12 protein-coding genes are annotated in these 13357 nt (G+C 42.2%); 3 read left to right on the forward strand and 9 right to left on the reverse strand.

Annotated elements, in window-relative coordinates; translation table 11 throughout:
• Positions 1-375 precede the first annotated feature (375 nt).
• From BVE84_RS01310 to BVE84_RS01320, 3 genes are all read right to left on the reverse strand, one after another.
• The gene (locus BVE84_RS01310; protein WP_076995285.1) at positions 376-2718 is read right to left on the reverse strand and encodes a DNA internalization-related competence protein ComEC/Rec2; all 2343 of its coding nucleotides are present in this window, start codon (positions 2716-2718) and stop codon (positions 376-378) included.
• Entirely contained in the window at positions 2702-3331 is a 630-nt protein-coding gene (locus tag BVE84_RS01315; protein ID WP_076995286.1) for a helix-hairpin-helix domain-containing protein, read from the reverse strand. The genes BVE84_RS01310 and BVE84_RS01315 overlap by 17 nt, the downstream gene beginning before the upstream one ends.
• Before the next feature lie 228 nt (positions 3332-3559).
• The gene (locus BVE84_RS01320; protein ID WP_076995287.1) at positions 3560-4306 is read right to left on the reverse strand and encodes a lysophospholipid acyltransferase family protein; all 747 of its coding nucleotides are present in this window, start codon (positions 4304-4306) and stop codon (positions 3560-3562) included.
• Between the two features lie 94 nt (positions 4307-4400).
• On the opposite strand from BVE84_RS01320, the gene BVE84_RS01325 reads away from it, so the two are divergent.
• The gene (locus tag BVE84_RS01325) at positions 4401-5150 is read left to right on the forward strand and encodes a tRNA1(Val) (adenine(37)-N6)-methyltransferase (RefSeq protein WP_076995288.1); all 750 of its coding nucleotides are present in this window, start codon (positions 4401-4403) and stop codon (positions 5148-5150) included.
• Between the two features lie 7 nt (positions 5151-5157).
• Positions 5158-5418 carry a GIY-YIG nuclease family protein gene (locus BVE84_RS01330; RefSeq protein WP_076995478.1) on the forward strand — a complete coding sequence of 87 codons (261 nt, stop codon included), beginning with the start codon at positions 5158-5160 and terminating at the stop codon, positions 5416-5418.
• Between the two features lie 600 nt (positions 5419-6018).
• Here the strand turns inward: BVE84_RS01330 and BVE84_RS01340 are convergent.
• From BVE84_RS01340 to cshA, 5 genes are all read right to left on the reverse strand, one after another.
• Positions 6019-6426: a GNAT family N-acetyltransferase gene (locus BVE84_RS01340; RefSeq protein WP_076995290.1), complete on the reverse strand. Its 408-nt coding sequence runs from the start codon at positions 6424-6426 to the stop codon at positions 6019-6021.
• A 128-nt stretch (positions 6427-6554) separates the two neighbouring features.
• On the reverse strand, positions 6555-7073 hold the full coding sequence (locus BVE84_RS01345) for an isoprenylcysteine carboxyl methyltransferase family protein (RefSeq protein ID WP_076995291.1): 519 nt from the start codon (positions 7071-7073) through the stop codon (positions 6555-6557).
• Positions 7074-7255: 182 nt separating this feature from the next.
• The gene (locus tag BVE84_RS01350; protein WP_076995292.1) at positions 7256-7858 is read right to left on the reverse strand and encodes a DUF1648 domain-containing protein; all 603 of its coding nucleotides are present in this window, start codon (positions 7856-7858) and stop codon (positions 7256-7258) included.
• On the reverse strand, positions 7845-8123 hold the full coding sequence (locus tag BVE84_RS01355; RefSeq protein ID WP_076995293.1) for an autorepressor SdpR family transcription factor: 279 nt from the start codon (positions 8121-8123) through the stop codon (positions 7845-7847). Before BVE84_RS01355 ends, BVE84_RS01350 begins: the two co-directional genes overlap by 14 nt.
• 142 nt (positions 8124-8265) lie before the next feature.
• Positions 8266-9813, reverse strand: a complete 1548-nt coding sequence (gene cshA / locus BVE84_RS01360) for a degradosome RNA helicase CshA (RefSeq protein WP_076995294.1) — start codon at positions 9811-9813, stop codon at positions 8266-8268.
• 548 nt (positions 9814-10361) lie between these two features.
• On the opposite strand from cshA, the gene BVE84_RS01365 reads away from it, so the two are divergent.
• Complete coding sequence (locus BVE84_RS01365) at positions 10362-11144, forward strand: hypothetical protein (RefSeq protein WP_076995295.1); 783 nt, start codon at positions 10362-10364, stop codon at positions 11142-11144.
• Positions 11145-11273: 129 nt separating this feature from the next.
• Here the strand turns inward: BVE84_RS01365 and BVE84_RS01370 are convergent, their stop codons facing one another.
• Complete coding sequence (locus BVE84_RS01370; RefSeq protein ID WP_076995296.1) at positions 11274-12818, reverse strand: peptide chain release factor 3; 1545 nt, start codon at positions 12816-12818, stop codon at positions 11274-11276.
• Positions 12819-13357: the final 539 nt, after the last annotated feature.

Below are 13357 nucleotides of genomic sequence, written 5' to 3' on the forward strand. Positions count from 1 at the left end.
GTAGGTAACCAATCCACGAATATCAGAGTGGCCAATGCCCGAAGCTAAGAACTAGGCTCTTTCTAGATACTTTTCATTTTTTATCAGTTCGATTGTTTTTACTTGACAAAGGGCTTTACATATCAGTCATTTGGTTCATACCTAAAGGTAGCCACAGCTGTAATTGACTAAATCTGAAACAGCTACGTCTCTTTTATTACTTCGATGAGTGAAAAGCTCCAGTGGAGGTTTTCAGCCTATTTCCTAGCCTTCCATTTTCTTGGCTCAAACTTCTGTGGTCACTTTCTTGCTTCAACTGGTTAATCCTCGCTTTCCGATTTCTTAGTTCGGGATTCTGTGGTCACTTTCCTATTTCTAGGTGACCGTTGAAACAGTTCACCGAACTGTTTCAATCGTCCATTTCTTCCAACCTCTAAACCGAATAGCCCCTTGCTCATCGGTTCGGAAGACCTGTATCTGCCGTTCTTGAAAACGGCTTAGCGTTTCTTGATGTGGATGCTGATAACGATTGTTTTTTCCTGCTGAAATCAAGGCAATCCTTGGAGAAATAGCATCTAAAAAGGCTGGATAAGAAGAACCTTTTGCTCCGTGATGTCCTGCCTTTAAAACATCGACTGACATCTGAGGATACTGTTTCATCAACTCTAGCTCTCCATCTTCCAAATCACCTGTAAACAGAAAGCGCGTCTGCAACAACTCTCCGTACAATACAACTGAATCATTGTTGCCGCCATCCCCTTTTTGATGGGGATAGAGTACACGTAAAAAACCATCACAAATCGGAAAGGTATCTCCTACTTTCACCAAGTAAGGGTGCAAGCCTACCTTCTCTAGCCTCTCTCTCAACTTCCAATTAGTAGCACTCCCTTCAGAAATATATACCCTCCCAACTTCCATTTCCTTTGCCACTTCCTCTAAATCTCCCATGTGATCTGCATGGGCATGGGTTAGAATCAAATAATCAATCTTACTCACCCCACGACTATGAAGATAGGGAATCAGGGTTTGCTTGGCATTGGCCTGACCTACCTTCTGTCTCCAATCTTCTTGCGGGGGAACACTCACCCTGCCACCTACATCAATTAGAATGGTCCGTCCACGTACATCCCTAAAAAAGATACTATCTCCCTGTCCAACATCCACCATTGTTATCTCATTTTCTAAGGGATGCTTACCCATAAACAGTAGTAAACTAAGAAGGACGATGAGCCTTAGGCGCCATTTCCGATCCCTATATACATCGTACAGGAAGAACAGAAGCAGCACTAAAATCAGTAGGCAGATAGGTGTCGGTTTTCCAAAAATCAATGGTCTGATTCCCAAATCTACTACCCACTGAATAGCGGCTTCCAACCATCCAAAGAAAAGATTGACCTGCTTCAAGATAACAAAGGGGGAGAGAAGGAAGATAAGGGACAAGCCTGGCAGCAATACCTGATCAAAAAGAAGAGAAAAAAGAAAGGTCAGTAAAATAGACAGAGGATGAAAACTATAAAAATAATAAATCAAGAGGGGGAGCATACCAAATGAAACCGCTAGACTTTCTACAACTACTCTCCTATAGGATACTAATGCTCTTCTAAAATCAACAGGATCCTTCATCCACTCGTCTCGGTGAATGCTAGTTATACCCTCGCCTTCGTTTCCTAGTCTCATTTTACTGTTCATTGGGCATAAGTACTCAACATCAAGCACTGTCAGTAAGAAGGCATAGGCAAAACTCAGAACGCCTCCTGCTGTTAGTAAAAAATGAGGCGTCAGCAAGAAACAGACAATCATCGTACAGGCAAGATTATCTAGCTGAGTAATTCCCATGTTGGCAAATATCTTCTGCAACAGGGAACGATTAACCGAAATTGAAAATCCTGTTAAACCCGCATAGAGGAAAGAAAAGGGAATTTGTAGCCAATCAATGACTTCTTTTTTTACTCCAAGACGGAGGAAAAGACAACGGAATTTCTCCACAAAGAAGCCAACCTGCATGCCAGAGAGCGCAAATAGGTGGATAATCCCTAAACTAGAGTAATGACTACTCATCGGTTCAAATTCCTTATCCAAATCCCCAAACAAGAGACCTGCCATATAATGCCGCATCGGATTTGGAAAATGCTTCTTGAGGTATACTAAGGCCTTTCGCCGAAGTAAAGAAAGCCAATCCAGAGGATTATAGGACACCTGTGGTTGAATCTGCCTTATTTGAATAATCTTGACTGTCCGATAGATCCCTCGTGTCCTTAGATAATTCCGATAATCAAAGCCATTAAAATTCCGCTGACCTTCTGGAACAGATACAGTCGCTTCCACCTCTAGCCTTACTAGCTGCGACAGATCCTTGAAATAGGTCTGCTCCTTTTGATTTTTCAAGTGATAGAAAACACTATAGCGCTTCCCTGACGAGGTAGCTTGAAACGAAAGGCTATCACCATTTACTTGAATCGTATCTGGCTTGACATGTAGAAAACTGACCTCGGCTGGAGCAGAAGCCTCTTCCATTGCCATTTTTACACCTTGCAGACCAAAGAGAAGAAAAAAGCAGGCTAAAAGGGGAAGGCTCTTATAGACGACTATCATCCCTTGATGACAGCAAAGAAGAAGGAATAAGCCTAGCAAAATCAATACGGACAAGACAGAAAAGTAAGCGAGTACAAAGTGGAAAGAAAGTAGAAAGACAGCTAAATGAATAGGAGCAAGCGGGAGATGCCTAATCCACTGTGACATAGGGACGAATGCTCTCCAAAGTCTTTGCACCGATACCAGGCACATTCTTCAACTCATCAATAGCTCGAAAACCTCCCTTACTCTCACGGTAGGTGATAATATCTGTTGCGCGCTTGGCGCCGATACCTGAGATGGTCTGTAGGTCTGCTTCTGTTGCAGTATTGAGATTCACTAGACCCGCTATAGCTCCCGTATCTGCATTCCCTTGTATGCTTGTTGCAACAGGGATCCCCTCTTCCTTGGTCGCTACATAAACAACTCCCTCATCGCTCACTTTCTGCGCTAAATTGATGGACTTAGAATCGGCTTCCTCAGTCAGACCGCCCGCTGCCTCTACCGCATCATGGATGCGACTCTCTATTGGTAGGGAGTAAAGTCCTGGTTTCTTAACGGCTCCCTTAACATCAACCACTAGACTCGCTGTTGACTGTGCATGAACCGGCATCTCACTCACCTGCTCACTACTGCTGACAAATTCAGCTGTACTAGCGACCTCTTCTATCTTCCTTGTCTGGCTCACTAAAAAGAAGGTCACAAAGCTCATCATCCCTCCTACTGCTACCACAATCAACACTCTATAGTTGCGCCAAAACTGTATCCATTTATCAGCCATCTTGTTTCCTCCACTTTAATATTCTGCGAAACTCTCTCCACATGATGCTAGCCTCCTATCGCCTTACCTACTTTAGTAACACAAAACACTAAGGAATCTGACCGAGCGAGGAAGGAAAGATTTCTATTTTCAAACGGTATCCAGCATACATTCCATTTCATCTACCTTTCATTAAGTATTATTCGTAAAAAAACATCAAAAAACTCGTGCAAGACGAGTTTTTCTCATTTATTTGTCTAAACGAGTATCTGGTTTCCAAACAAAACTAGCGAGATAGCTGAAAAGATAGGTCAACCCTAAAACAAGAGCGACAAGGAATAAGACTGGAAGTCGATAGATAAAAGTCCAATACCCCAAGCGCTTCTTACCAGTTTGAGCTGAACGAGCAAGGTCGTCCAAGCGATTAAATTCTGACTCAATCCGACGTGTAACTTCTGCAATTCCTGTATCATCTAGGCGTTTAATGTCTGAAATATCAATCGGATTCCCAAAGGCAACATCGATCCGATCCCCCAATAATAGCTTTTTCAAAGTCATGGGACCAATATAGGTAGCCGGCATAATTTTAACCTTGGCTGTCTTTGCGATGACAGCCACTCCCCCTTTTAATTCACTAGAATGACGGCTACCTGATGGAAACATCACCAGAGAACGGTTACTCTTTTTTAACATTTTAACGGGATATTTAATAGCGGCAGTTCCTGGATTGTCTCGATCGATTGGAAAGGCTCCACATTTGCTGATCCACCAACCAAAACCTCGATCCTTGAACAATTCTTTTTTAGCCATAAAAATAAACTGCTTGGGTGCTGAAGCATAGCCTAAAAAAACAGGGTCCCAAAAGGTCCTATGCGGGGCTACTAAAATGTAATTTTCATCTTGAGGCAAAATCTTCTCCCTATCATGATAATGAATATTACCATTGACGGCCCACAATAAAAAGACTAATAAACTTCGTAAGTAAGAATAAAACATTGCTCTCTCCTTTGCTCATTTCTCTTCTATTATACCACATTTTGGAAGTTAGCAAAGATTTTCCATCCGCTGTAACATATGCTATAATAGGGGCATGAACAAGCCTGTATTACGAGTCGGAGAGAGGATTGACCAGCTCTTTTCTACCGATGTCAAAATTATTCAGAACAAGGAAGTTTTTAGCTATTCTATTGATAGTGTTCTTTTGTCGCGCTTTCCAAAATTACCTAAAAAAGGACTTATCGTAGACCTGTGCAGTGGAAATGGGGCAGTCGGCCTCTTTGCTTCTACTCGGACCGAAGCCAAGATTACCCTTGTTGAACTCCAAGAACGCTTGGCAGATATGGCCAGACGTTCCATTGCTCTCAACAAATTGGAAAACCAGGTCGAAATGATTCACGATGATCTCAAACACTTGTTGGAACATGTCCCACGTTCACAGGTTGACTTGATCCTCTGCAATCCACCTTATTTTAAGGTAGAGCAACAGCCTAATCTAAAAGCAAATGAGCATTATCTATTAGCCCGCCATGAAATCACTACCAATTTGGAAGAAATTTGTGCAGTCAGTCGTCATGCACTGAAATCTAATGGCCGGTTAGCTATGGTTCATCGACCAGAGCGCTTCCTTGAAATCATTGATACCATGAAAGCCTACAAGCTAGCTCCTAAGCGAGTTCAATTTATCCACCCAAAAGCCAATAAGGAGGCGAATATGCTCCTGATTGAAGCTATTAAAGACGGATCATTGGAAGGCTTGAGGGTCTTACCTCCTCTCATCATCCACCAAGAAAATGGACAATATACAGCAGAAATAGAGGACATTTACTTTGGAAAAGGCTAAGCATTACATGTATGTACTCAAGTGTGCTGACGGCAGCCTCTACACTGGCTATACGACCGACCTTGACAAGCGGCTCCTAGCCCACAACAAAGGAAAAGGGGCCAAATACACGCGCAGCAAGAGTCGCAGACCTGTCACACTTCTCTACTATGAGACCTTCCCCGATAAATCAAGTGCCATGTCTGCAGAAGCCCTCTTTAAAAAGCGCAAGACACGGCAGCAAAAATTGGCTTATATAGCAGAAAACCTCACTTCCAACAAGGAGTGAGGTTTCTTAGACCCATTATAGTATGTTTAGTTTGCTTTTAGCACTTGCTCCACTAGTCTGGGAGAGTGAAACAGTTCGGTGAACTGTTTCAGCCTGAGCCTAGAAATTTGAGAGCGAAGTGGGCAAGGTTGGAAATAGGGAAACGGAGTTTCTAACGACCACTTTTTTAATGAAAGGTGGTAGGCTGAAAACCTCCACTGGAGCTTTTCACTCGTCAAGATACGAGGACGTAAAACAACTCCTAGACAAAATAGAAAATGCGACGAAGAAGCCTCTGCTTCTAGGAGTACTTATTCTCGCTTTCCGATTTCTTGGCTCGGGTAAAACTGATCCACTGGATTAGTTTTATTGTCAGCGAGTTGTAGTCCGAGTTCAATTACAAGATACAAAGGGCGTGTAAAAAGCGACTGAAAAATAGGAGATTGACGACGTGTTTGTTGAACACGAGGAAATCTATCTTTTTTCCGAGCTTTTAGCCCGAGTTCAATTCACCGAGACGAGTTGACAACGCATCCTTTTGATTTTTAAAGAGTATTAGACTCATTAACATCAAAAGGGTACTGGGTCAACTCATCTCAAGGAGTATCAGCAGGCTACCTGTCATCCTACATAAGTATAGGCCACGCAGGCTAACTCTTCCACTGCTCTAAATCCCAGAGCTTCGTAAAAGGCTCTGGTTTTTTCTTCTTGCCCTGTCAAAAGATGTAGCTGATAGATGGTTGGATAGGTGGCGAGAATCTCCTCCACTAGTCGCCTACCAATGCCCTTACGCTGATAGGCTGGCAACACCAAAATATCCTGTATAAACACGATCGAATAACCATCCCCAACGACTCGTATCAGACCCACAAGTCTTTCCTCATCAAACGCAGCAATGACGAGTAAACTATTTTTCAGGGCCTGCTCCAACATCTTAGGTTGTTTGATATAGTTGGTCCACCCAACCTCCCTGTAAAGTGTTAACACTGCTGCCATATCAAGTCTTGCTTGTATTGTATAAGTAATCATCATTTTCTCCTTTTATTGGCTAATCGTTAGAATGATGATCCTTTCTCCAAGTTCCTAATCCCCATGAAGGTCTCCTTTCTATCGTATCGCTTTGCTACTTTGTCGCTCCAGTTTCCATCAATATAGGATTATTGACTATTGGGCAGAATGACTGTCTCTAACAACTCCTCCTCCTCTTTAATCCGTCGCCACAATACAAAGGTATAAAAAGGGGTCAGAAGGAGGGCTGTCCACCATGAATGACACAAAAGGGTCAGACCGATCAACTCTGGAATAATATTCAGATAATAATTCGGATGTTTAATCATCCGAAAAAGGAAATGGTCATTATAGGTATGATTGGTAGCAATCATTAGCTTGACAGTCCATATTTCTCCTAAAATAGACTGTACGAGATAGAGCATCCCCATGGAAAATACCAAGAATACAATCCCAATGATTCCGAGCAAATCTACAGAACTATGCTTGATAAGGGCCTCTACGGGGCTAAACAGGTAGAATAAAATATGCAGAGCGGTTAAATAACTCGTATTTTTAGCCCCATATTCTCTTCCACCATTTTTCAAAATCAGTCGCTCATGTTGAATAGAGATCTTTAAAAACCACAATCGTAATAAAAACACAGCGAATACAATACTTGGAACCATCTAATCTTCTCCTTATACCTCATTGTTATCTCTTCAACTACTGGTGATACAGTTGGAAAGGTTTTTCTTCATTATATAAAGGAGAGGTCATAAGGTCAATACATTTCAGAGATTTTACATACTGACGAGATAAGATGTAGATAGTCTATAGATTCATGCCATTATACCATTTCTAACCATTCTTATTTACCAGTAATTTTGTAGCCCTTTACCCAGACACGAATGCTCCAAATGACAAACAGTAGTATAAAGGTGAGACCAACAATCAGGGAAACGACTGGAGCAAAAAAGAGACTAAGCAACAAGGCAAGCGCTCCTCCTATAAATAGATAGGCTGATTTTTTGCGATCAGTTACGGTTTGAGGAGAGCTTATACCTGCCACATCTTTTGGCATATAATTGCCCATCATCAAATACATACCTGCTAAAAAGGCGACAACTAAGCGACGAATGTCTAGCTGATACCCTAAATTATACCCCAAGATAGTGACTATTACCAGGGTCGTGAGAATAGGTACCAACCATTTGACTACCTTTACAACAGGAATCTGACCATTTTTAGTGATATCAAGTACAAGGCATAAGAAAATATGGGACAAAAAAACCAGCATCGGAGTTAACACAAGTGACACCCACTTGCTACTCATCCCATTTGCTTGATTGTTCATTCCAAAATGGGTCTGTAAGATTTCAGGTGACTGTCTATAATAGATAAGGATAAGCACGAGTGGTATCAAGAAGATACTACTGGTTGCGACAAGCATTCGCCAATCAATTTTTTTCATCTCTTTCTCCTCCAAAGCTGGCAATCCAAACCAGCACTTCTTCAAACACAGTATAGTTGAGCCGATAATAAATAAAATTCTTCTGCTTTTCTTCTAAAATGAGACCTGACTTCTTCAAGACAGATAAATGATGCGATACGGTAGCACCACTCAAGTGAAATAAGTCTACAATCTGACCCGCAGACTTGGGACCTGATTTCAAGACTTCCAAAATCTGCCTACGAATCGGCGCTGAAATGGCCTTTAAGGTTTCTGATAACCCCATATTATCTCCCTCCACTTATTATTTAGAAATATTTCTAAATAGAGTCTACTTCTTTTATCTCATAATGTCAAGAGTTATTTAGAAAAAAATCAAAATAGATTTCAAAGAAAGAAGAGATGATGAACACCTCTCCTAGAATTTTCTATTTATCCCCTTTATTGCGGATGACAAACCCTGTCTTTTTCTCGTTTGAAGTACGCTTGTGGGGTCTTTTATTATCTTTTCCAAAACGCTCGTGGGCATTGGAGCGGTATCTATCCTTATCATCACGACGGTCACGACGACGACTTTTCGATGATGGACTACCTTTACCAGATCTGCTACGCCCATTGCCTCTATCACCTGGGATATACTTGAACGGTAATGGCTTTTCACGCGCAATCTCTACTTTCGGCATCGATTCTGGATCTTGTACCGTTAAACTCAAGATATACATTGCCAATTCTTCTGGAGAAAATTCACTGGCCAGTTTAAGGGCATCCTTGCCGAATTTAGCAAAGTTCTGGCGAATAGCATCATCAGCGAAATCACGCTCAATTTTTGTCAGAGCAACCCTCTTCTTAGCTTGAAAGGCTTCTTCTGCTGTAGCAGGCTTCATACCTGTCATACGCTTCTTGGTCAAATCCTCGATAATCTTGAGGTAGCCCATTTCATTGGGGGAGACAAAGGTAATAGATTGACCAGATTTTCCCGCACGACCTGTCCGACCAATACGGTGAACATAACTTTCTGGATCTTGTGGAATATCGTAGTTATAGACATGGGTCACTCCCGAAATATCCAAACCACGAGCTGCAACATCTGTTGCCACTAGGACATCCAATCCTCCCGTCTTGAAATCACGTAACACACGAAGTCGCTTGCTTTGATCCAAATCACCATGAATACCTTCTGCCCGGAAACCACGAATTTTTAGACCGCGGGTCAACTCATCTACACGGCGCTTAGTTCGTCCAAAAACAATAGCTAGTTCTGGCTGTGCCACATCCATGAGGCGGGTCATGGTATCAAATTTTTCCTGCTCTTTGACGCGGATATAATACTGATCGACTAATTCAGTGGTTAATTCCTTCGCTTCAATCCGCACATGTTCAGGATTTTTCATGAATTGAACTCCTATGCGCTTTATAGGAGCGGGCATGGTGGCTGAAAAGAGTAAGGTTTGGCGCTCTTTTGGAACCCGAGAGATAATGGACTCAATATCCTCTAAAAAGCCCATATTGAGCATTTCATCCGCTTCATCAAGGATAAGGGTTTCCACATGGCTGAGCTGTAACGCCTTACGTTTTATCAAGTCAAGGAGACGTCCCGGTGTTCCAACTACGATATGGGCACCCGACTTGAGCGCTTTGATTTGCTTTTCAATGCTTGAGCCTCCGTAGACAGAGCGGACTTTGACACCCTTACTACGACCGAAGCGAAAGAGCTCTTCCTGACTTTGGACTGCCAATTCCCGCGTTGGAGCAATGACCAAGGCTTGAATCGTCACCTCGTTCGTACGGATTTTTTCAAGAGTCGGTAGACCAAAAGCAGCTGTTTTCCCTGTTCCTGTCTGCGCCTGACCTATGACATCCTTACCGTCAAGGGCAAGTGGGATTGTCTTTTCTTGAATCGGGCTCGCCTCCACGAAGCCTGCTGTTTCGATTTCTGCTAGCAAGTCAGCAGATAACTGTAATTCATTAAATTTCATATTCTTCTTTCTAAGTTGGAAAATTCCCAACATCACCAATGGGATCTCTGCCCTCATCTAAAAAATAAAAACCGTCGGAATCGGACAGGTTTTTTAGACATCACTCTGGTGCAAGAAGTGGAGCTTTGTTCCCATATATACTTTTTTGTGTTGCATACAACTTATCTAGTATATCACAAAGAAGGGCTAAAAGATAGCAAAACCCATCTTTTTGTAAAATAAGTACCTATTCCCCGCATCTAAACACTGACGAACAAAGAATCTTGTTGATTTTTGGCTACCTTTTGTACCTTTCATAAGGAAGCACCTATCATTTCAATATCCCAAAAAGTATATGGCACTCTCTTCTGGTGAAAGGAGTAAGAAAATGGCTATGAGTTATTGTATCTACAGGCTAAAAACTCCATTCGGGCTACCGACTCCCTTCAGACAAGATGGGATAGGATTGAGAAAATGGGAGGCTTCTTCTATACTACTCTAGATTGACAGCTAGCAAAGAGTATAGTACAATATTTCTGTATCAAATATATCAAACAAAAGGAGTTTTTATGGAAAATCAACAATTAGACCCTCTTACATCAATGGTCGAAGCCAAAAAGAAAAAGCGTAAACGCATCTTAAAAATTGTCTTAGGAATCATTGGAGGTCTCTTTTTAGTAGCTGGTCTTGCCGGTTTTTTCCTTTACCGCAATGGTCGCATTGAAGGAAAATGGGAAAGTCCAAATCTTGCCTCTGAAATGAAACAGGCTGCTCTTCATGAAGTTGGAAATAGTTTTGAAGAACTTCAAATCAAACCGGAGGAACTCGTTGGAGAAACAGGTATGACCCTTGAGGTCAAAGACAATAAAGCAGTGGTCACGCTCTATTCCACCATCAACAAAGCCCCTCTGCTAACTGCCTATGATAACTTCAATCAAGAGGAATATAATAAAATTCTAACAGAGATAGCACAGACAGCGACAGAATACGGTATTGATAAAGAAACCTTATTGAAAGAGACATTCGGAGAGGATTACGAAGCCAAAATTAAGGCCGATTTCCCTAAATCTGCGGAAATTGAAAAACGATTTGATGATATGATAGCCAGAGAACTACAAAAAAATAGCAAGGCTCGGTACGATGCCGCAAGTGGTCGATTCTCTGCCGTTTTCTTTGAAGGGAAGGTCGACCCACTGACACACACACTTCAAATAACCGCAGTCAATCCTGCCCCTGATTTTGCTTCAGTACCACTAAGTATCAAAAAAGACGATAGGATGCTCTATACACACAGCGGTGATACGCTAACCTTTATCGGAGGAGAGCAGTATCCGTTTAAACTATCAAAGTAAAAAGATTGAGGTCACTCAATCTTTTTGCTTTAATAAAACATCTTCTAATTCTGCTTCTACCTTCCCTGTATCTGCTTGAGTAGCATGACCAATCAAACTGGATAATAGTCCCTTGACAAGACTCTCCTGCTACATCTTTTCTTCTAGTACCACATCTGGATACTTGTCCGCAAACCAACGGAGGGCAAAATCATTTTCAAATAGAAAGACAGGATGGTCAAAGCGGTCTTTGGCAAGAATATTACGACTGGATGACATCCGCTCATCTAACTGATCTTGGGCAATCCAACGCACTGTCTTTTTCCCCATCGGTGTCATCACCACCTCTGCCTTGTACTCCTGTTCCATGCGGTGTTTAAAGACTTCAAACTGGAGTTGACCAACTGCTCCCAACATATACTCCCCTGTCTGATAATTGGTGTAGAGCTGGATAGCTCCTTCTTGCACCAACTGCTCAATCCCCTTGTGAAAGGACTTTTGCTTCATGACATTTTTAGCTGAAACTTTCATGAATAGCTCTGGCGTAAAGGTCGGCAGAGGCTCAAATTCAAACTTATTCTTGCCGACAGTGAGCGTATCCCCCACTTGGTAGGTACCTGTATCATAGACCCCGATAATATCCCCTGCTACAGCATTTTCGACATTCTCACGGCTCTCTGCCATAAATTGGGTGACATTTGACAGCTTGACCCTCTTACCCGTCCGTGTCAAATTGACATCCATCCCACGATCAAATTCACCTGAAACGATACGGACAAAGGCAATGCGATCACGGTGGCGTGGGTCCATATTGGCCTGAATTTTAAAGACAAATCCTGAAAAATCGGTAGAGAAGGGATCGACCATCTCTCCGTCTGTTTTCAAATGTCCATGTGGCTCTGGCGCAAATTGCAAAAATGTTTCAAGGAAGGTCTGGACACCAAAGTTGGTCAAGGCTGAGCCGAAGAAAACGGGGGTTAATTTTCCTTCTAAAATCGCACTTTCTGAAAAGTCATTTCCCGCCTCACTCAAGAGTTCGATATCTTCTAAAACCTGGGCATAGAATGGATTACTGCCAAACAGTGCCTCTCCCTCTTCAAAACTTGCAAAACGTTCCTCACTGCGGTATAGTTCTAAACGTTTATGATGTAAATCGTACAGTCCCTCAAATGATTTTCCCATACCGATGGGCCAGTTCATGGGAAAACTTGCGATCCCAAGAACTTCTTCCAATTCTTCCAAAAGATCCAGTGGCTCACGACCATCACGGTCTAGCTTGTTGATAAAAGTAAAGACCGGAATATGACGATGTTTGACAACCTCAAATAATTTTTTAGTCTGGGCCTCAATCCCCTTAGCTGAATCAATCACCATGACCGCAGCGTCTACTGCCATCAATGTTCGGTAGGTATCTTCTGAAAAATCCTCATGCCCTGGAGTATCCAGGATATTCACACGTTTACCATCATAGTCAAACTGCATGACCGACGATGTCACAGAAATTCCCCGTTGCTTTTCGATATCCATCCAGTCAGATTTGGCAAAATTGCCTGTCTTTTTTCCTTTGACCGTACCAGCCTCACGAATTTCCCCACCGAAATAGAGCAACTGCTCTGTAATGGTCGTTTTTCCTGCATCCGGATGAGAAATAATGGCAAAGGTGCGGCGTTTTTTTATTTCATTTTGTAGTGTCATTATCATTCCTTTTTCACTTTTCCAAACTCTTTGAAACTATCAGTCTTTCAGTTTTGATTTATAGAGTAAAAACGAGTCATAGGCATAGCCAAGGTTAGGTAAGGGTCTCATAAATATAGTCGTTTAGTTTATACCTAAAGGTAGTCACAGCTGTAATTGACTAAATCTGAAACAGCTGCGTCTCTTTTATTACTTCGACGAGTGAAAAGCTCCAGTGGAGGTTTTCAGCCGACCACCTTTCATCAAAAAAGTGGTCGTTAGAAACTCCGTTTCCCTATTTCCAACCTTGCCCACTTCGCTCTCAAATTTCTAGGCTCAGGCTGAAACAGTTCACCGAACTGTTTCACTCTCCCAGATGATTGGAACTCACTTTGCCGTACTCTACGATTGTCACTGACTATCGTCAGTAGGATTTCCAACCTTCAGCTCGTTGCCTAGTACTAAAAGCAAACTAAAAGACTATAAAAACTGAACGACTATAGCGGAGCAACTACTCAATTTCGTCCTCTCCCTACATCCTTCTCATTATAACCAAAAGA

This window comes from Streptococcus azizii, from assembly GCF_001984715.1.
GTDB classification, from domain to species: domain Bacteria; phylum Bacillota; class Bacilli; order Lactobacillales; family Streptococcaceae; genus Streptococcus; species Streptococcus azizii.